The 19525-nt window shown below is 73.4% G+C and carries 17 protein-coding genes; 9 read left to right on the top strand and 8 right to left on the bottom strand.

The features are described from left to right. Window positions 1–5: 5 nt before the first annotated feature. From A4A78_RS08900 to A4A78_RS08865, 8 genes are read left to right on the top strand one after another with little or no spacing between them, the layout of a single operon-like run. The gene (locus A4A78_RS08900; RefSeq protein WP_062948447.1) at window positions 6–494 is read left to right on the top strand and encodes a glutathione peroxidase; all 489 of its coding nucleotides are present in this window, start codon (window positions 6–8) and stop codon (window positions 492–494) included. A 46-nt stretch (window positions 495–540) separates the two neighbouring features. Next, on the top strand, window positions 541–1686 hold the full coding sequence (locus tag A4A78_RS08895; protein ID WP_062948445.1) for an SPFH domain-containing protein: 1146 nt from the start codon (window positions 541–543) through the stop codon (window positions 1684–1686). 30 nt (window positions 1687–1716) lie between these two features. Continuing rightward, on the top strand, window positions 1717–2205 hold the full coding sequence (locus A4A78_RS08890) for a hypothetical protein (protein WP_062948443.1): 489 nt from the start codon (window positions 1717–1719) through the stop codon (window positions 2203–2205). A gap of 34 nt (window positions 2206–2239) precedes the next feature. Further along, on the top strand, window positions 2240–3298 hold the full coding sequence (locus tag A4A78_RS08885; protein ID WP_062948441.1) for a hypothetical protein: 1059 nt from the start codon (window positions 2240–2242) through the stop codon (window positions 3296–3298). A gap of 18 nt (window positions 3299–3316) precedes the next feature. After that, entirely contained in the window at window positions 3317–3793 is a 477-nt protein-coding gene (locus A4A78_RS08880) for a hypothetical protein (protein WP_062948439.1), read from the top strand. A gap of 4 nt (window positions 3794–3797) precedes the next feature. Then, window positions 3798–6473, top strand: a complete 2676-nt coding sequence (locus A4A78_RS08875; RefSeq protein ID WP_062948437.1) for a PD-(D/E)XK nuclease family protein — start codon at window positions 3798–3800, stop codon at window positions 6471–6473. Beyond that, window positions 6470–9766 carry an exodeoxyribonuclease V subunit beta gene (locus tag A4A78_RS08870; protein WP_062949782.1) on the top strand — a complete coding sequence of 1099 codons (3297 nt, stop codon included), beginning with the start codon at window positions 6470–6472 and terminating at the stop codon, window positions 9764–9766. Before A4A78_RS08875 ends, A4A78_RS08870 begins: the two co-directional genes overlap by 4 nt. After that, window positions 9756–10406: a nucleoside/nucleotide kinase family protein gene (locus tag A4A78_RS08865; RefSeq protein ID WP_062948435.1), complete on the top strand. Its 651-nt coding sequence runs from the start codon at window positions 9756–9758 to the stop codon at window positions 10404–10406. Before A4A78_RS08870 ends, A4A78_RS08865 begins: the two co-directional genes overlap by 11 nt. Here A4A78_RS08865 and A4A78_RS08860 read toward each other — a convergent pair. The 4 genes from A4A78_RS08860 to A4A78_RS08845 form a co-directional block, all read right to left on the bottom strand. Then, window positions 10393–10893 carry an FBP domain-containing protein gene (locus tag A4A78_RS08860; protein ID WP_062948433.1) on the bottom strand — a complete coding sequence of 167 codons (501 nt, stop codon included), beginning with the start codon at window positions 10891–10893 and terminating at the stop codon, window positions 10393–10395. The genes A4A78_RS08865 and A4A78_RS08860 overlap by 14 nt on opposite strands. A 349-nt stretch (window positions 10894–11242) precedes the next feature. Next, on the bottom strand, window positions 11243–11458 hold the full coding sequence (locus tag A4A78_RS08855) for a DUF2945 domain-containing protein (protein WP_062948431.1): 216 nt from the start codon (window positions 11456–11458) through the stop codon (window positions 11243–11245). Continuing rightward, window positions 11455–12012: a DUF488 family protein gene (locus A4A78_RS08850; RefSeq protein WP_062948429.1), complete on the bottom strand. Its 558-nt coding sequence runs from the start codon at window positions 12010–12012 to the stop codon at window positions 11455–11457. Before A4A78_RS08850 ends, A4A78_RS08855 begins: the two co-directional genes overlap by 4 nt. 102 nt (window positions 12013–12114) lie before the next feature. Further along, window positions 12115–12684 (bottom strand): XRE family transcriptional regulator, encoded by a 570-nt coding sequence (locus A4A78_RS08845; protein ID WP_062948427.1) that lies wholly within the window; start codon window positions 12682–12684, stop codon window positions 12115–12117. 162 nt (window positions 12685–12846) lie between these two features. On the opposite strand from A4A78_RS08845, the gene A4A78_RS08840 reads away from it, so the two are divergent. Beyond that, window positions 12847–14121 carry an MFS transporter gene (locus tag A4A78_RS08840; protein ID WP_062948425.1) on the top strand — a complete coding sequence of 425 codons (1275 nt, stop codon included), beginning with the start codon at window positions 12847–12849 and terminating at the stop codon, window positions 14119–14121. Between the two features lie 62 nt (window positions 14122–14183). Here the strand turns inward: A4A78_RS08840 and A4A78_RS08835 are convergent, their stop codons facing one another. The 4 genes from A4A78_RS08835 to A4A78_RS08820 all read right to left on the bottom strand — a co-directional run bounded on the left by A4A78_RS08835 (window position 14184) and on the right by A4A78_RS08820 (window position 19476). Next, entirely contained in the window at window positions 14184–15929 is a 1746-nt protein-coding gene (locus A4A78_RS08835; RefSeq protein WP_062948423.1) for a glycoside hydrolase family 3 protein, read from the bottom strand. 35 nt (window positions 15930–15964) lie between these two features. Beyond that, complete coding sequence (locus tag A4A78_RS08830; protein WP_062948421.1) at window positions 15965–17302, bottom strand: exo-beta-N-acetylmuramidase NamZ domain-containing protein; 1338 nt, start codon at window positions 17300–17302, stop codon at window positions 15965–15967. A gap of 107 nt (window positions 17303–17409) precedes the next feature. Beyond that, the gene (locus A4A78_RS08825) at window positions 17410–18051 is read right to left on the bottom strand and encodes a TetR/AcrR family transcriptional regulator (RefSeq protein ID WP_062948419.1); all 642 of its coding nucleotides are present in this window, start codon (window positions 18049–18051) and stop codon (window positions 17410–17412) included. 84 nt (window positions 18052–18135) lie between these two features. After that, window positions 18136–19476 carry an MFS transporter gene (locus A4A78_RS08820; RefSeq protein ID WP_062948417.1) on the bottom strand — a complete coding sequence of 447 codons (1341 nt, stop codon included), beginning with the start codon at window positions 19474–19476 and terminating at the stop codon, window positions 18136–18138. Between the last annotated feature and the right edge of the window lie 49 nt (window positions 19477–19525).

Raw genomic sequence — 19525 nt, 5'->3', positions numbered from 1 at the left:
AGATCATGGACGACCGCACCTTCCACGACTTCTCGGCGACGAGCATCGACGGGGAGCAGGTGGACCTCGGCGAGTTCCGCGGCGGCCCCGTGCTGGTGGTCAACACCGCCACCCAGTGCGCCTTCACCCCGCAGCTGCGGGGCCTGCAGGAGCTGCACGAGCGCTTCTCCCCGCACGGCTTCAGCGTGCTGGGGTTCCCCTCGGACCAGTTCCACCAGGACCCCGGCAGCGACGAGGACACCCGGGAGACCTGCACCTCCCAGTTCTCGGTGACCTTCCCGCTGTTCGCGAAGACCGACGTGAACGGGCCCGACGCCCCGCCGATGTGGCGCTGGCTGTGCGCGCAGAGACCAGGGGTGATGGGCGGGAGGATCGCCTGGAACTTCACCAAGTTCCTCGTCTCCGCCGACGGGCACGTGGTGCGCCGCTTCGCCCCGCCGGTGCCGCCCGTCCGCATCGCCCGCAGGATCGAGGCGGAGCTGGCCCTCCGGTGAGTTGGTAGCGTGTCTCACACGTTCCTCCCACTCGAAAGGGGTCCCCGTGGAAGGCCTCGTCATCACCATCGTCGTGCTCGTCGTGATTCTCGTCGTGCTCGCGATCCTCGCCGCGCTGCTGTTCGGCGGCCTGCGCACCTCTCTGATGTTCACGGTGCACACGCAGGAGGCGATCATCGTCGAGCGCTTCGGCAAGTTCCGCCGCGTCGCGCACGCCGGCCTGAACTTCAAGACGCCGTTCATCGACAGCACCACCAAGCCGGTCTCGCTGCGCGTCCAGCAGCTCGAGGTCAACATCGAGTCCAAGACCAAGGACAACGTCTTCGTGACGGTGCCCGTCGCGGTGCAGTACCGCATCCGCGAGGAGCAGGTCGTGGACGCTTACTACAAGCTGTCCAACCCCGAGGCGCAGATCCGCTCCTACGTCTTCGACACCGTCCGCTCCGCGCTGTCCGGCCTCGAGCTGGACGCGGCCTTCGAGTCGAAGGACGACATCGCCCGCAGCGTCGAGAACACCCTCTCGACCCGGATGCAGGAGTTCGGCTTCAACATCATCAACACCCTGGTCCAGGACATCTCCCCGGACTCGCGGGTGCGCGACTCGATGAACTCCATCAACGCCGCCCAGCGCGACCGGGTCGCCGCCCAGTCCCTCGCCGAGGCGGACAAGATCAAGCGCGTCACCCAGGCGGAGGCCGAGGCCGAGTCCAAGCGCCTCCAGGGTGAGGGCGTCGCCGCGCAGCGCAAGGCGATCGCGCTGGGCATCGCGGAGCAGTACGAGATGCTGCGCAAGGTCGGCATCGAGAACTCCGCCGAGCAGCTGCTGCTGATGACGCAGTACTTCGACACCATGCAGGACGTGGCCCGCAACGGCCGCTCCAACGTGCTCTACCTGCCCAGCAACCCCGGCTCCGTCGGCTCCATGGGCGAGGAGATCCGCTCGGCGATGCTGCAGTCGCAGGCCGCGGCCGAGGCGAGCCAGAATGCCGACGCCGCGGATTCCGTCCAGCGCCAGCGCGCCTCCGCCGAGCAGCAGCGCCAGCGCGAGGAGGCCCGCGCCCAGCGGGCCCGCCAGGAGGCCGAGCAGAAGGCGCGCGAGGCGCAGCGGCAGGCCCAGCAGCAGGTGCCGGACGGCTACCCCGGCGGCGACGTGCCGCCGTGGGCGCACCCCGGCAGCGCGAACCAGGGCTGACGCCCCTCTCCCGGCGTGGATCGCCCTGCCGTGAGCGGTCCGCGCCGGTCGGCGCAGCTCGCCGTGCTCGACGCGCTGCTCGCCCTGGTCGTCCTCGGCCTGGCGCTCGCCGTCGCGGCGATGACGGCGTTCGCCGCGGCGATCAGCATCGGCGAGATCTTCACGCCCACCCCCGACGGGGTCGAGACCATGCGGCGGGCCGAGGCCAGGACCGCATGGCTCGGCCGCCTCGCCGTGGCCGCCGGGATCCTCCTGCTCCTGGTCGATGCGCTGGTCGTCGTGCTCTCGCTGCGCCGCCTGCGCTCCGGCGACCCCGCCCGCCCCGCGGCGATCCTCTCCCTCGTCGCGATCGCGACCGGATCCGTGCTCCCGCTGCTGGTGCTGCTCACGAGCGCTGACGGCGTGCTGGCGCTGCTCACGCTCGCCATCGCCCTGCCGCCGGTGCGGCTCGCACAGCTGATCGCAGGAGCGACGGCGACATCCGCCCAAGGTCGTAGCGGAGTCGAGACCGCCGGGTGATCAGCGCGGCCGCCCGCGATGATGGGCTGGGGGCATGGCCAGAACCGATGACCACGCGCCCGCCCCCGCCGACTACTCCACCGAGAAGCGCCTGGCCCGCACCGCCGGGGTGACGCTCGCATGGTGGGCGCACGGCGGGGTGCGGCTCGCCCTCGCGCTGGTGCTGATGTACTACGGCGCCGCGAAGCTCGTGTTCGGCCAGTTCGGGTTCTCCGATGCGGGAGACGCCCTGATCGCCCACGGGGAGATGAGCCCGATGGGGCTGCTGTGGCGGATGGTCGCCTTCTCCCCCGTCTTCCAGTTCCTCTCCGGCCTCGCCGAGTTCGGGGCCGCTCTCGCGCTGCTGTGGCGGCGCACGGTCGTGCTCGGCGCGCTGATCGGCGCGGCCTCGATGAGCTTCGTGCTGGTGCTGAACATCGGCTACGACGTGATGGTCAAGACCCCGTCGGCCGTGTACATCGCGATGTCGCTGCTGGTGCTGATCCCGTGGATGCCGCGCCTGTGGCGCGCGGTGCTGGGGCGTGGGGAGATCGGCGAGGCGCCGCGGCCGCGCCTGGTGCCGTGGCGACCGGCGGAGCGGATCGGGGCGGTGGCAGGGCCGGTCGCCGCGGCGGTGATCGCGGGCCTGGTGCTGTGGGGCGTGTCGACGATGTACCCGCCGCGGAGCGTGGACGAGTCGGCGCCGGCCGGGGTGTGGGCCGTCAGCGAGGACACCGCGCAGCCTGCCGCGCAGCTCTCCGAGGACACGCGCTGGAGCCGACTCGCGCTCGGCTCGATCTCCTACGGCGGCGCCGCCCAGGCGCAGCTGCGCACGGCCGACGGGACGCTGCGCGCCGGCTCCTGGACCCGCGGCGAGGACGGCACGATCGAGCTGACGCTGAAGGACCTGCGCGAGGAGGGACAGCCCGTGCAGGAGTACCTCGAGGACGAGGGCGAGACGCTCACCCTGAGCGTCGAGGAGCAGGACGATGGGACACTGCACGTCACCGGCGAGGGGCAGGACCTGGTGCTCGCGCCCGACCCCTCCGGCGAGGTGCTCCACGAGCGCGGCTTCTCCTGGGGGATCCGGCCCGACGATCCGTTCAACCGGTGAGCGGCCTATGCTCCGGCCATGGAACCGACGCCGCACCGCCGCCTGGTCCTCGCGGGCCTGGTGCTGTGGGGCGTGCTCGCGGGCCTCGCCGCGGTGGGGATGCTGCTGCTGATCGTGATGCTGACGCTCCTGATCCCGTCGATCATGTCGGGGCCGACGGACGACGGCGCTGACGTCCCGCTGCTCCTCGGAGTCCGGACGATCGGGGTGATCGCGGCCGTGGTGTGGGCCGGGGCGGCCGTGTGCGACCTGGTCATGCTCCCGGGGATGGTCCGACGGGTGCGTCGGCCCGGTCGGTCCGCGGCGGTGTTCGCGCTCGTGGCGATCGCGACCGGGACGGTGCTGCCGGTGCTGGCGCTGTCGGTCCTGCTGCTCGGGCCCGAGGCGACGGGGGCACTGGGGGCGCTCGGGCTGCTGCTGCCGATCCCGCTCGCGGCCCGATTCGGGGCGGTGTGGGAGATGCGGCGGGAACGTCAGGCCTCTCGCCTACTGTGAGGTCATGCGTATCGAGTTCGGCTGGTCCCTGGACGGTGCGGCCTGGGCCGACGGCGGCGGGGCCGCGGGCATCGCGCGGCTCGGCCCGCGCGGCCTGGTGCAGCTGCTGCAGGGACGGCTGGGGCTGACCCGGCCCGCGGTCGAGCCGGCGGTGCGGGTGGCGCAGTACCTGCGGCTGCTCGAGGAGCACCCCCAGCCCTGGCCCGCGCGGTCCTTCGCGGTGGATCCGTGGAGCACCGCCGCCCAGCTGCTGCGCTGGCGGGATGCGGCGATCGAGACGGGATGGCGGCCCGCCCGGAGCGAGGGTCCGCTGCCGGAGCGGCTCGCGACGGTGCGGGAGCTGGAGCGGGTCGCGGAGGTGGGGGTGACCGGGGATCTGGCTCCGTCGGGCGCCGACGATCTGGCCGAGGTCATCGAACTGCTCGAGGAGGCGGGCGGGGCCTGGCCGCTCGGGATCGAGGAGATCGTCCTCGCGGAGGAGCCGGAGGCGCTGCCGGGGATGTGGCCGCAACTGCTGGCGCTGCTGGAGACGGCGGGGGTGCGGCTCGAGCAGCCCGCGCGCACCGCCGGGGGCTCGCCGGACCTGACGGTGCTCGAGGCGCTCGACGAGTGGACCGCGGCGGATGCCGCCGCCCGGTTCCTCGCCGCGGACCCGGCCGCCGCGGTGCTCGCCTCGGCGGACACGGACGTGCTGGACCGTGCGCTGCACCGGCGGGGCATGCCCGCGCTCGGCGCCGTCGGCCCCTCCCGCGACCGGGCCCACCACCAGGTGCTCGGCCTGTTCCTCGACGTGGCGACCGCGCCCGTGGACGTGCACCAGCTCGCGGCGCTGCTGGACCTGCGGGTGCTGCCCGGCGCCGAGGCGGAGGCGGAGCCCGTCGGGCTCGTGCCCGCCCTCGCCCGCCGCGAGCTGCTGCGCGCCCTCGGCGCCGAGCCCGGCGTCGGCGGACCGGCCTGGCGCTCGGCGCTCGCCCGGATCGCGGAGGGCGACAACGAGCGAGCTCTCGAGGCCGCGCGGGTCATCGATCGGCTCGTCTCCGACCCCCTGCCCGCGGACGCGCTGCGTCCGCGCGAGATCGCGCAGCGGCTCGACTGGCTCGCGGAGCGGCTGCGCGCCGTCGGGCGCGGGGACGGGGACCTCCTGGCCAGCCTCACCCAGGTCCAGGTGCTGCAGCGGGTGCTCGGCATGCTCGCCCCCGAGGCACCGCTCTCCCGGCGCACGCTGCAGCAGGTCATCGACAGCTGCGGCGGCTCCGGACCGTCGCCGCGCGCGGTGCGGGAGGTGTCCGATCGGCAGGTCACGACCTCTCCCGCCCAGGTGCGCGGCGGCGCCGTGCTGTGGTGGGGGCCGAGCTCCGACGACGCCCCGCGCACGCAGCGCTGGGACCCGGCCGAGGCCGACGCGCTCGCAGCGGGCGGAGGGCGCGTGCTCTCCCCTGCCCAGCATGCGGCCCTGCAGGTCGATGCCGCGCTGCGGGGGCTGCGGCGGGCCGAGCAGATCGTCGTCGTGCTGCCCGGGAGGCGGCTCGAGGAGGTGCCGGGGCCGAGCGGCCTGCTCGCGCATCTCGGCGCGGATGACCGGCAGCGCCCCGAGGAGCTGATCGAGGACGGGCGCTGGACTCTCGCGGGGAGGTCGCTGGAGGTCGTGGCACCGGCGCAGGAGGAGGAGCCCGCCGAGCCGCCGACGGAGCACCGGATCGCGCCGGCCCCGCACCTGCTGCCGCGGAAGCTGTCCTTCACGCAGATCTCCTCGCTGCTCGCCTGCCCGCACCACTGGGCGCTCGAGTATGCGCTGGACGTGCGGCCCGCGGACGTCGCGGTGCTGCCGAAGGGTGCGCGGATGATCGGCACGCTCGTCCACGCCGTGGTCGAGACGCTGGTCGATAAGCGCTACGACCCGGGCCTCGGCGGCACCCCGCTCACCGCCCCGTCGGCCGGGGAGATCGGCGAGGTGCTGGACCGCCTGGTGCCCCAGCTCGCCTCCGAGCTCGACCTGCCCGGACGCGCGGCCGCGCGGGAGGACGTGCGCGACCGGGCCGTGCGCTCGGTCGGGGCGCTGTTCTCCGGGGCGGCGGAGGCGGGCCTGCGCATCACCGGGACCGAGACCCGCTTCGAGCTCCCGCTGACGCTGATGCTGGCCGATGGTGAGCGGACCGTGCCCTTCGTCGGCAGCCGCGACGTCGACGCGATCGCGGCCGACGGGCGGCGCACCGTGCTGGACCTGAAGTGGTCCCGCAGCCGCAGCCGCTACGGCGACCTCTTCGACACCTCCGAGGCGATCCAGCTCGCCTCCTACGCCTGGGCCCTCGCGCAGGAGCACCCCGGCGAGCAGCCCGCCGACGTCGGCTACTTCCTGCTGCGCAGCGGCGAGTTCGTCTCCGCCGATCCGGCGCTGGATCCCCACGACCGCGCCCCGATGGACACCGGCGAGGCCTGGCGGCGCATGCTCGCCGCCGTCACCGCACGGCTCGACGAGGTCGCCGCGGGGCGGATCCGCTGCGGCTGCCGGGAGCTGCAGGAGCGGACGGGCCTGGACGCCTCGGCGAGCTGGTCGGCCAGATCGAGCGCGCTCGCGAAGGCGCGCGCGGCCGAGCGGGAGGCCGGCGGGCTCCTCGTCGAGGAGCACTGCGGGACCAGCGAGCACGCACAGCTGTGCGGGACGACGGGAGCGATCCGATGACCTCGACCTTCACCTTGATCAACGCCTCGGCCGGCTCCGGGAAGACCCACACCCTCACCCACCAGATCGCCGACCGGATCGCGCAGGGGCTCGATCCCTCGCAGCTGATCGCGACGACCTTCACCACCAAGGCCGCCGCCGAGCTGCGCGACCGGGTGCGCCGCACCCTGCTCGAGACCGGGCAGGTCGACGCCGCCCGCGCCGTGGACAGCGCCCTGATCAGCACCGTCAACTCCGTCTCCGGGGAGCTGCTGCGGGAGTTCGCGCTCGACGCCGGCATCTCGCCCGATGTGCAGGTGCTCGACGAGGACCGGCAGAAGGCCGCCTTCCGCGCCGCGATCGACGAGACCGCCGCGGAGGCCGGCGCGCGGGCCGCGGACCTCCTGGCCCGCACCGAGCACGACGGCGAGGAGGAGCCCGAGATCCCCTGGGGCGTCTCCCCCTCGTGGCGGGGCCATGTGCGGGACCTCGCCGGTCGGGCCCGGACGAATTTGCTCGATGCGGAGGCGCTGCGCCGCGGAGCGGAGGCGTCGTTCGAGGAGTACCGGGCGGCGGCGCTGCCGGCGGCCGCGGAGGCGGATCGGCGCGAGGCGTGGCGGTCCGAGCTCACGACCGCGGTGCAGGGGCTGTGGGCTCAGGTGCGCAGCTCCGAGACCGGGGACGGGCCCTTCACGGAGAAGGGCGCGGGGACCGTGCGCAAGCACCTGAAGACCCTCGACGGCCTGCTGCGGGACGTGGCTCGGCTCGAGCGGGCGCCGTGGAGCGTGTGGGCGAGGATCGCCCGGGTCGCGGGCGGCAAGGCCGGGGACCCCGAGGCGAAGGGGTACGTGTACAGCAAGGACGTCGATCTCGCCCTGGTCGGGGTCGCGTCGAGTATCGCCGAGGAGCTGCTGGCGAACCCGGCCCTGCAGGAGGACGTGCGCGCCCTGATCGCGCTGGTCATGGACACCGCAGCCGAGTCCCTCGAGGCGTACCAGCGCTTCAAGGACGAGCTGGGGCTGATCGACTTCATCGACCAGGAGGTGCGCACCCTCGAGCTGGTGCGCAGCAGCGGACGGGCCCGCGAGGTGATCCGCGACCGCTTCCACCTCCTGGCCGTCGACGAGTTCCAGGACACCTCCCCCGTGCAGCTCGCCCTGTTCCTCGAGCTGTCCCAGCTGATCGACGACAAGATCTGGGTGGGCGACCCGAAGCAGGCGATCTACGGCTTCCGCGACGCGGACCCCTCCCTCATGCTCGGGATCATCGAGCGGATCGAGGCCGGCACCGCCGGGCTCGGGGACGCGGAGGTGCTGGACCTCAAGCACTCCTGGCGCTCGCAGGAGCCGGTCCTCGACCTCGTCACCGCGGTGTTCCCGCAGGTGTTCCGCGAGCTGCCGCGCGAGCGGGTGGTGACCACCGCGGCCCCGGAGGCGGTGGCGCGTCGGCGCGAGACGGGGCATCGTCCCGGGCGGCTCGAGGCCTGGGCGCCGGAGGTGCCGAAGAAGCTCACCTACCCGCAGCACGCGACCGCGATCGCCGAGGGGGTGCTGGAGCTGCTGCGCGAGCCGGGCACCTCCCCCGCCGATGTCGCCGTGCTGGTCCGCTCGAACCGTCGGGCCCAGGACGTCATCGCCGCGCTCACCGAGCGGGGCATCCCCGCCTCCGGGGAGGGCCGCCCGATCCTCGCCACCCGCGAGGGACGCCTCGTCCGGGCCGCGCTCGCGGTCACCCTCGACCTCAGCGACACCCTCGCCCTCACCGAGCTGGTGGACCTGCTCCCGGACCATGCCGCGCACGGGACCTGGTTCGCGGACCTCGCTGCGCAGGCGGACCGGGAGGCGCGACGGGCGCTGTTCGATCGGTGGTGGCGGGACCCGGTGCTCGACGGGCTGCGGGACCTGCGCACGCAGTGCATCTCCCTCTCCCCCGTCGAGATGATCACCGCGCTCGTCGACGCGCTCGACCTGCCCGAGCGGATCCGCGCCTGGCCCGCCCCCGATCAGCGCCTGCGCACCCTCGACGCGCTGCGCGCCGTGGCCGGGCAGTACGCGGACCGGGCCCGCGCGAACTCCGCCCCGGTCACGCTGACGGGGCTGCGGATCGCGGTGGACGCGGTGGACCGCGGCCCCGACCTCACCGGCACCCCGGACACGGTGTGGGTGGGCACGATCCACGGCGCGAAGGGCCTGGAGTGGCCGCACGTCGTGGTCATGCTCGACCACGACCCGAGCGAACGGTCGCAGACCTCGGGCGGCTTCGTGGTGCCGGCCGCTGAGCTGGATGTCTCCGCGCCGCTCGCGGGACGGGTCCCGCGCTACTGGCCCGCGCTGCTGACCTCGCAGGCCGCGCTGCAGGAGGGGCTCTCCGCCTCGGAGCACGCGCTGCGGCGCACGGACCGGGAGCGAGAGGAGTCCGGGCGCCTGCAGTACGTCGCCCTCACCCGCGCCGCGGACGTCACCGTGCTGAGCGGCGACGGCTCGGCGCCGGTGCTGGACGCGCTGGTGCCCGCGGCGCACGAGGACGCCTCGCCGCTGCTGTCCTGGAGCGTCGGCGGGGAGGGGATCGCGGTGCGGGGCGGCGGAGTGCTGCCCGCCGTGGTGCGGGCCCCCGCCGGGGTGCTCGCCGAGGGCGCGGAGCGCTTCGATGCACGGCGCAGCCCGCTGGCGGCGAGCGATCTCGTCGGCCCGCGACCGCGGGAGGCGCATGTCGCCGCCCGCTTCCAGGCCTCCGGCGTGGGCTCCGAGGGGGTCGCCGGGACGGTCTCGGAGCCGCGTCGGATCGGGCGGCGGATCGTCGCCGGCGGCGGTCCGCAGTGGGAGCGCGTGGGCGAAGCGATCCATGCCTATCTCGCGATGCCGCTCGCGCACCTCGACGCGACGCAGAGAGATGCTGCCGCGGCACGGCTCGTCGAGCGGTGGGCGGTCGCCCGGGCCGTCGAGCCGTCGGTGCTGATCGAGGCGGGCGAGGCCTGGGCGGGATTCCTCGCCGCAGAGCTGCCCGGCGCGGAGGAGCTCACCGAGCAGCCGATCACCTGGTGGAACGAGGACGACCAGGTGATGGAGGGCTGGATCGACACCCTGCTGCGCCTGCCGGACGGACAGGTGGTGCTGGTGGACCACAAGAGCTACCCCGGCGATCACCCGGTGGAGCATGTACGGGAGAAGTACCTCGGGCAGATGGCGACCTATGCGCAGGCTCTTGCGGCAGCGGGGATTGCGCCGTCGCGCGTGCTGATCCATCTGCCGCTGCGCGGCGAGGTGGTCGAGGTGGAGCTCGGAGCAGCCGATGGGGTGCCGGTCGATGCCCACTGAGCTGAGCGCCGAGCGGGCGGTCGACGCAGCGCGAACCCTGCTGGACGAGGCGCTGCGCAGCGGGAGCCGACGGATGCTGGGCATCGCCGGGGCGCCCGGCGCAGGGAAGTCCACCCTCGCCGCGCGGCTCGCCGAGCAGCTCGGTACGCAGGCGGTGCTGGTGCCGATGGACGGGTTCCACCTCGCCGACGTCGCCCTCGCGCGCCTGGGGCGTCTCGCGCGGAAGGGCGCGCCGGACACCTTCGACGCCGGCGGCTACGTGGCGCTGCTGCAGCGCCTGCGCACCGCCCGGCCGCAGGATGCGCCGGTATGGGCGCCGATGTTCGAGCGGGAGCTCGAGCAGCCGCTCGCCGGGGCGATCGAGGTGCGCGCCGAGGTGCCGCTGGTGATCACCGAGGGGAACTACCTGCTGCTCGAGGATGGGACGTTCGCGCAGGCCCGGACGATGCTGGATGCCTGCTGGTTCGTCGAGGTGCCGGAGCGGGTGCGTCACGAGCGGCTGATCGCCCGGCACGAGCGCTTCGGGAAGTCGCCGCAGGCGGCGCGGGACTGGGCGCTCGGACCGGACGAGGACAACGCCCGCCTGGTCGCGGCGACCCGCGACCGGGCGGACGCCCTGGTGGGGGTCAGCTGCGGCTGAGCACGCTGCGCACGAACGCCGTGGAGCGCTCGCGCAAGCCCTCGATCTTCTGCTCGCGGTGGTAGGCGAGCAGGGCCGGGTCCTCGGAGCGGAGCTCGAAGGAGCTCGGCTCCCGGCGCACGTTGCGGGAGCAGCGGAAATCCGCGCAGATCGCGGTGCCGACGGTGTTGCCGCGTCGGCCGGAGGCGCCGGCGAGCGGGGCGACGAAGCTCGCCGCGTGCACGCCGTCGACGATGTCCTCGCACCACGCGCACAGCATCTTCTTCGCCGGCGGGTTCTCCGGGCCGCGCAGCAGCAGCACCGCCACCTCCCCGTCGAGCTCGAGAGCGACGTAGTGATGGCGCGGCTTCTTCGCGTCCTGCCATCCGAGGTAGTCGAGGCGGGAGAAGTCGACCTGGTCGAGGTCGGGGATCATCGCGCGCTTCGCCTCGCCCTTGGAGGCGTTGACGAAGGCGTCGCGGAGCTGGGATTCGGTGAGGGTGTTCATTCGGGGTCCTCGCAGAGGGCACGCTCCCGCATCGGGGCGTGCTGAAGTCGGGGGTGGTCGTCACGGCGCGCTCGAGGGCGCGCGGGCTCAGACCGAGCAGGCCGCTCGGGCCGCCTCGCTCCCTGCATGCGCGGTGGGCATGCCGACTCCTCTCCGTCCGTGGACGGGTGCCACCCTACGCCCCTCGCCGGCCGGGCGCGAAGGGATATCTGTCAGGTCACCGGGCGAGTATCAGGCGCTGATGCGGTCGAGCTCGGCGCGCCCCTCGTCAGCTCGGGGGAGAGCGCTTCGGCGGAGTCGGCGATCGAGGCCTCGCCCGAGGAGCGAGCGATGTCGCCCTTCGTGGCGGTCAGCTCTCGACCTTTCTCAGCGCCGACTCCTTGTGCGCGGCGATGTGGTCGGTCTTGTCGCTTGCGATCTCGTACTGGGGCTCGTCCTCGCTCGCGCGTCGGCGATGGCCCTTGTAGTCGAAGTCGGCGGTGTGCACCTTCGTGATCGTGCCGGTGACACGGCCGGCCTCGGAGTCCCAGCTGACGTGGTCGCCGACGGCGAACTCGGTGCTCATGTTTCCTCCTGTGCTTCCGGTGGATAGATCACGGTGCCGTCCTCGCGGACGAGGGGTCGGGCCCCCCAGGCCCCCAGCTCATGCACGGCGGGGGCACTGCCGACGCGCAGATGCACGACCTCCCAGCCGCGCGCGACCAGGGTATTCGAGATCAGCAGCCGGTGGCAGCGCCAGGGCATCGGCTCCCCGCACATCACCGCCACGTGGCTCTCCGCGGCCAGAGCCTCGAGCTCCTCGATCCCCTGCTCGTACTCGGCACTCAGGGTGTGGTCGGCGTAGTTGCGGAAACTCGTGTTCTGCCAGCCAGCGTTGAGCTGCGGGTCGACATCGCGCTGCTTCGGGCGGCGCCCGGTGAGCTCGGCAGAGCGCCGGTAGCCGATTCCCGCCCCGCCGAGCCAGCGGGTCATCTCCTCGGCATCGAACTGGGGGCTGCGGCGGGAGCCGGGCAGCTTGCGCACGTCGACCAGCTCGTCGATCTCGACGCCGCGGAGTGTCGCGAGCACGGCGTCCACGGGGCTGGTCCAGTGGCCGAGGGTCCAGATCGTGCCGGCCATCGCGCCTCCTTTCGTCTGCCCTCCATCATGCCTCGGCGCGGATCTCCAGCGGGCGGATCGTGAGCTCTCCCCTGCCCCAGCCGCCGCCGGTGATCCGGATGCTCAGCCCCGCCCGGGCCGCGGCAGCAGGGCGACGGAGAAGAACACGGCCGCCTGCGCGTCGCGGGCGCGGTAGCGGTAGGGGCCCGGGGAGGCGATCCGGGCGGAGCCGCCGGCCTCGATCACCTGCAGCCCGTCGGCGTCGTCGATCTCGAGGGCGCCCTCGATGACGTGGTGCATGATCCCGGGCAGGGCGATGCCGGAGCCGCCCTCGTAGCAGTCCTCCCCCACCAGCTTCCACTTCCAGGTCTCGACCGACAGCGCGTCGGTGTCCACGGCGCCCAGCAGCACCGCCCAGCTGCCGGAGTCGGTGGACCAGATCTCCACGCCGTCGGGAGCGTCGTCGGCGCCGACGCCCATCAGCGCGGCGAAGGTGGTGCCGAGCCCGGCGGCGATGCGGTCGAGGATCGCGACGGAGGGGTTCGCCTGGCCGAGCTCGATCTGGGTGAGCATGCGGCGGGAGACCTCGCTGGCCTCGGCGAGCGCGCCGACGGAGAGGTCCAGCTCCTGGCGGGCGGAGCGGATCCGCTCGCCGAGCCGCTCGACCACGGCCGGGCGCATCCCACCGCTCATCAGGGCCTCCTGGTCGCTCGGGCGTTCCGTGCCCGGAAGCCTATCGCCGACCGGGGTGACGGGAACTATATTGCGCATCCTCGGCGTTGCGCACTATGTTGCGCAGTAGCGGCCGGTGCGCCCTGCCGCCCCCTCTCCCCTGCGCCCTGAAGGAGGTTCCCCATGACCGCGCCCGCCCCCGCGCCCGCGACCCCCGCGATCGCCCGGCCCGAGTCCCGTCTGCTGCGCTGGTTCGGCTCCTACGGGACCTTCGCGGTGCCGCAGGCCGCCGCCCCCATCGCCTTCTCCCTCATCGCCCTGCCGCTGACCGGCAGCGCCTCCGCCGGCGCCGCGATGATGCTCGCGATGACGATCGCGCAGGTCCTCGGCGCGGTCCCGCTCTCCCGGCTCGGCCGACGCTTCGCCCCGGTCCCCTTCGTCCGCGCGCTCATCGGCCTGCGCACGCTCGCGCTGATCGCGATCGCGGTGCTCGCCGGGCTCGGCGCCCCCTTCGCCCTGGTCATCGCGGGCGCGGCGCTCGCGGGACTCGTCAACGGCGCGGCCTACGGCACGCTGCGCGCGGTGCTGAACCACCTCGTGCCCGCCAGCCGCCTGCCCCGCTCCCTCGGCATCGCGGCCACGCTGAACGAGGTCACCTTCGTGGCCTCGCCGGTGATCGCCGCCGCCCTCGGCGGGATCTCCCCGCAGCTCGCCGCCTGGGCGATGGTGGTGCTGGGTGCGGCGCCGCTGCTCCTGCTGCCGTCGATCCCCTCGGCCACCCCACCGGGCCCCGAGCAGCGCGGCAGCGCGCTGCGCCTGAGCCCGATGATCGTGCTGTGGCTGGTGTGCGGCGGGGCGAGCGCCGCCTCGATCGCCGCGATCGAGATCGGTGCCGTCTCCCTCGCGGTCTCCTTCGGCATGCCGGCCGCCTGGGGTGCGCTGTTCCCGGTCGCGATCTGCGTGACCTCGGTAGCGGGCGGCGTGTGGGTGAGCATCCACAACCGCGAGCCGCGCCGCCGCACCGTGCTGGTGTGGCTGGGCGTGACCGCGCTCGGCGTCGCGATCGTCGGCTTCGGCCACTCGGTCGCCGCGACAATCATCGGCGCGCTGCTGGTCGGCGCGGTGCTCGCACCGCTGGCGACCTACTACTCCCTGGTGCTGGACCGGCTCGTCGCCCCCGAGCACCGCGCCGAGGTGTTCGCCCTGCTGCGCACCGCGAACGCGCTCGGGATCATCACCTCCTCGGCGCTGATCTCGCTGGTCTCCCTGCAGGCGACCTTCACCGTGGTGATCGCGGTGATGGCCGTGGTGCTGGCGGTGACGGGGGCGGTCTTCACCTCCGGCTGGGTGAAGGCCCGCCGCCGTCGCCTGGCCCGCAAGGCCGCCGAGGCGCGGGCGCACGGAGAGGCCGCCGACACGATGGATCAGCAGAAGGGGGCCTCCAGCGGCACGCGCTGAGGCTCAGCGCCGCACCGTGCCGCTGGAGTCCCGATTCTGCAGGCGGAGGGCCGAGTGCCGGTTCAGCCGAGCCCGTGGCCGAGCGGGAAGGCCTCCCCCGTCCCGTCGGCCGTGGGGATCGCGACCGGCAGCTTCCCCCGCGCCTTCACCTCGCCCGCGAGCACGCCGGCGAGCGCGCGCAGGGAGGCGTCGGCGTTGCCGTAGGCCGCGAGCGAGGCGGCCACCTCCCCCACGTGCACCACGTCGTAGGGATTGCGCAGCGAGGCGTGCACGACGGGCGTGCCGGTCTCGGCGAGCGCCCGCACCAGGGAGACCTGCGCGGCGGGGGTGGTGAAGCCGGAGGACGAGGTGAGCACGAGGACCGCGTCGACCGCGGACGCGGCCTCGGCGGCCTGCTCGGGCGTCGCGCCGGCGAGCGCTGTCGCGGCATGGCCCAGCGAGGTCAGCGCGTCGACCACCACCTCGAGCTTCGCCGCCGTGGGGGAGCCGGTGACCAGCACCGTCGCGCCGTCCGCGAGCGGGAGCGCGCCGTCCTGGGCGGTGATCAGGGTGATCGAGTCCTCGGCGATCCGCTCCGCGGTCGCGAGCGCGCGGGAGGTGCCGATCGCGCCCTCGGCCCGGGCGGCGTCCACGTGCACGTCGTCGAACAGGCCGCGGCGCAGCTTCTGGGCGAGGATGCGCCGCACGGACTGATCCAGTCGCTCCTCGGTGATCTCGCCGCTCGCGACCGCGTCGCGCACCCCGCCGATCGCGACGACGAGGTCCGGCGGCATGAGCATCTGGTCGGCGCCGGCGAGGATCGCCTCGACCGGGACGCGGTCGTCGCCGAACAGGGTGCGCACCCCCTCCATCGCCAGGGAGTCCGTGACGATCACGCCCTCGAAGCCGAGCTCCTCGCGCAGCAGCCCGGTGAGGATCGGACGGGACAGCGTGGCGGGGACGCCGGAGTCGTCGAGCACGGGCACGACGATGTGCGCGGTCATGATCGAGTCGATGCCCTCGTCGATCGCGGCGACGAAGGGCGGCAGGTCGAGGGCGTCGAGCTCCTCGCGGGTGTGGTCGATGACCGGCAGGCCCAGGTGGGAGTCGGTCGCGGTGTCGCCGTGGCCGGGGAAGTGCTTGGCGGCGGCGGAGCAGTCCGCGCCCTGCAGGCCCTTGATCTGGGCGGCGGCGAGGCGGGAGACCGCGCGGGGGTCGGCGCCGAGGGAGCGCACCCCGATCACGGGGTTCTGCGCCTCGACGTTCACGTCGACCACCGGGGAGAAGGCCTGGTGGAGGCCGGCGGCGCGCATCTCGGCGCCGACGATCTCCCCCGCCTTGCGGGCATGGGCGCGGGAGCCGGTCGCGCCGAGCGCCATCTGACCCGGCAGCGGGGTCGCGGGGGCCGGGAGGCGGTAGACGACGCCACGCTCCTCGTCGGCGCTGATGATCAGCGGGATCCCACCGCTCTCGAGCGCCGCGTCCTGCGCGTCGTTGGAGAGCGTCGCGACCTGCTCGATGCTCAGGAGGTTCTCGCTCCACACGAAGTAGATCAGCCCGCCCACGTGGTGGGTGCGAACGATCTCCGCGATCGTGTCCACGCCGGTGGTGGAGGTGTTCGAGGCATGCGCCTGGTCGGCGCGGGAGCCGTAGCCGACGGCGACGAAGAGCTGGCCGATCTTCTGCTCGACGCTCATGCCGGCGAGGATCTCCTCGATCCGGTCGGCGTGCCCCTTCGAGGGCGCGGCCTGGGCGGCGACGGGCAGTGCGACGGCGGCGCCGGTACCGGCGAGGGCCGCGGTGAAGGCGCGGCGGGAGAGGGATGACATGGGGATCTCCTGGGGTTCTCGGGACGTCGGCGGGCTCAGTAGAGGCGGTAGCGCTTGGAGGTGACCTCGAAGCGCCTCGCCTCGCGGCGCCAGGCCGCGACGATCGCCTCTGGCGACTCGCCGTCCTCGAGCATCGCCCGGGTGCGCTTGGTGCCGGTGAGCTTGTCGATCCAGCACACGTCGTCCTCGGTGCGGCAGTCGTCGCCCTCGCGCCAGTCGACCTCCTCCACCGTGCGCAGCAGCGCGGCGATCACGTGGATGCCGGTGCGGACGGGCTCGTAGGCGGCGGCATCGGTGACGTGCAGCTGCAGGCCGCCGCAGAAGGTGCCCGCGTGCTTGGAGGTGGTGGGGGTGGCGAACATCGGCCGGTACAGCACGCCGGGCAGCTCGGCGGCGCGGAGGGTCTCGATGATCTCGTCGACCTGGGCCTCGGTGATGAAGGGGGCGCCGAACCAGAGGAAGGGCGTGGTCGTGCCGCGGCCCTCGGAGATGTTCAGCGACTCGATCAGCCCCGTGCCGGCGTAGACCACGGCGGTGTCCGGGGTGGGGATGTTCGGGGAGGGAAGCACCCAGGGCAGGTCCTGGACGGGCGGCGTCTCGGGGTCGTAGCCGCTCATCTCGACCACCTCGAGGGTGACCTCGCCGTTCAGGAACTCGCCGTTGAACAGGCGGGCGAGCTCGCCGACGGTGAGGCCGTGGGTCTGGGGGATCTCGCGCAGCCCCACGAAGGAGGACAGCTCCGGCTCGAGCACGAAGCCCTCGATGTCGGTGCCCAGCGGGTTCGGCCGGTCCAGCACCACGAACCGCTTGTCGTTCTCGCCCGCGGCCTGCATGGCGTAGTAGAGGGTCCAGATGTAGGTGTAGAAGCGGGCGCCGATGTCCTGGATGTCGAAGACGAGCACGTCGACGTCGGCGAGCATCTCCGGGGTGGGCTTCTGGGTCGCGCCGTACAGGGAGCGGACCGGCAGGCCGGTCTTCTCGTCGATGTAGTCGCCGACGGCGCCTCCGGCGGGCTCGGCCCCGCGCACCCCGTGCTCGGGCCCGAACAGGGCGGTCATGGTGAAGCCGCCGGTGCCCTGCGCCTCGACCAGGAGGTCGATCGTGGAGCGCAGCGTGCGGTCCGCGCCGGTGGGGTTCGTGATCAGGCCGACGCGCTGGTCGCGCAGGGTTTCGAGGGCGGCGGGCTCGAGGAGGTTCTCGACGCCGAGGCGGAAGTCGCCGTCAGCCCTCTTCCCACGGGAGGGGGCGGCCTGGGCGGAGGCGGCGCCCGCGAGGACGGCGCCGGCGGGGAGCGCGCCGAGGGAGGCGAGCACGCGGCGTCGTCCCGGTCGGGCCGACTGCGCGGCGGGATGGGGCGAGGGTGCAGGGTTCACGGGGGACCTCCGTCGTCGTCGTCGGATCGTGGCGCACAGGCGCGATCCACCACGCTACCGGCGCGTGGTGCGGGTCACAACCGATTCGGGGAGGTCCGAGGCAGATGTCAGGAGAGCTCGGCGGGGCCCGTCCCCCAGCGGCGTCGGAGCTCCTCGACATAGCGTCCGAGCTCGCTGGGCATGTCCACCGAGGGATCCAGGAGCCACTGCACCTGGAGCCCGTCCATCAGGGAGATGGTGGTGCGGGCGATGTGGCGGGCCGGGGCGTCGGCGGCGATCTCGCCGGTGCGCTGCCCCTCGCGCACGGCGTCCTCGAGCAGCGCGAGCGAGACCTCGAAGTGGCGGAGCATCCAGTCGTGGGCCGGATGGTCCGGGCCGACGGCCTCCCCGATCACGGTCGTGTACAGGGCGACGAGCTGGCGACGGCCGGCATTGATCCGCGCGAGCTCGACGAGTCCGTCGAAGACGGCCCAGGTACCGGCGTCCTCCGAGACGGGGACGTTGTCGGTCGCGTCGCGGTGGTCCAGCACCGCGCCCAGCAGCGCGGCCTTCGAGGGGAAGTGGTGGGCGAGGCCGGAGGGCGAGATCCCGGCGGCCTCCGCGACCTGCGCCATGGAGGTCGCGGCGTAGCCGTGCTCGGCGATGAGATCGATCGCGGCGCGCAGCGCCGCCTCGCGCACCACGGAGGAGTCCTGACCGCGGGGCCTGCCGGGTCGTCGGCGGCCGGGGCGGGGCTCCGTCGTGCTCATGGCGCTCCTTCGAGAGGGTCGAAGGACAGTGTTCCACGAGCGGCGAGGGACCCCGGCCGCCGAACGTCCGGTCAGGTCAGGGGGTCACTTCACGCCGCGGATGAACATCGTCAGGATCGCTCCGATCACCGCGGCGATCAGGGCCGCGACCAGCAGCGCCGTGAAGTCGGTGCCGCCGCCGAGGTTCGCCAGCAGGAAGCCGCCGAAGGCGGGGGCGAGGGACTGCGGGAGAGCGTTGGCGATGTTGAAGACGCCCATGTCCTTGCCGGCCTGCTCGCGGTCGGGCAGCACCTCGAGGACCAGCGCGAGGTCGACGGCGATGTAGGTCCCGTACGCGAGGCCCATGATCGCCTCGACCACGTAGAAGGCGGTGACCGTGTCGGCGTGCAGGAGCAGATAGGTCGCCAGGCCGAAGATCAGGATCGAGGCGGCGACGAGGATCTTGCGCCGGCCCAGCAGGTCCGAGAGCCAGCCGGCCAGCAGGCTCGCGACCATCGAGGTGACGGTGTAGATCGTCACGCCGGTGGCGACGGCGAGGGTCGCGGAGCCGGCGTCGAGCCCGAGGTGGTTCTCCATGTACAGCAGCCGGAAGGTGGTGAACATGTAGGAGGCGAGGATGATCGTGAAGCGGCCGCCCCAGGCGAGGCCGAAGTCGGGGAACTTCACGGGGTTGCGCCAGAAGGTGAGGGCGAGCTCGCGCAGGTTGAAGGGCAGGCGGTTCTCGCGCAGCACGGGCTCGGGGAGCATGAAGGCGAAGGCGAGCACGAGGACCATGCCGATCAGGCCCGGCACCAGGAACAGGGTGAGCATGTTCCCGGCGAAGGCGGAGGCGAGCCAGGTCGCGATCATGACGGCGAGGTTGCCGGCGATGCCGACCAGGCCGGAGGCGCGGCCGTACTGGGCGGGCGAGAGCTGGTCGGAGATCGAGGCGATGTAGGCGGCGAGGGCCAGGTTGCCAGCGGCCTGGGCGAGGAACCAGCCCACTGCCATCAGCGCCGCGCTGGGGGCCAGGGCGATCAGGACGAGGCCGACGAGCATGCCGAGGGAGCCGATGATCAGCCAGGGGCGGCGCCGGCCGAAGCGGCTGGTGGTGCGGTCGGAGATGCGGCCGCCGAGGGCGTTGAAGATGACGGCGGCCAGCGCCCCGGGCGCGACGGCGAAGGCGGTGATCGAGGCGGCCTCGGCCGGGCTGCTCGCGAGCTGGCTCGCCTTGATCTGGATCGACACGGTCGCGGGCCCCATCAGGGCGATGAAGATGCCGAGCTGGCCCAGCATGATCCCGAGCACGAACCACCAGGGGCGGGGTTTGTCGTACGCGATCCCGAGATGCGGGATCGGCAGCTTCGGGCCGATCAGGTTCGGGCTGCCGACGGGGTCGATCGTCGGGTCGGGGGCGAATCCCGGGGCGGGCGCCTGTGTGCTCACGCGGACTCCTTCGTCTGGTCGAGGCCCGCCGTCCGCGCTGCTGTGCGGG

Origin of the sequence: Brachybacterium sp. sponge, assembly GCF_001613775.1 — a bacterium.
GTDB lineage: Bacteria > Actinomycetota > Actinomycetes > Actinomycetales > Dermabacteraceae > Brachybacterium > Brachybacterium conglomeratum.
Note: the sequence above shows the minus strand (reverse complement) of the source record. Positions and strands in the feature narration are given on the sequence as shown.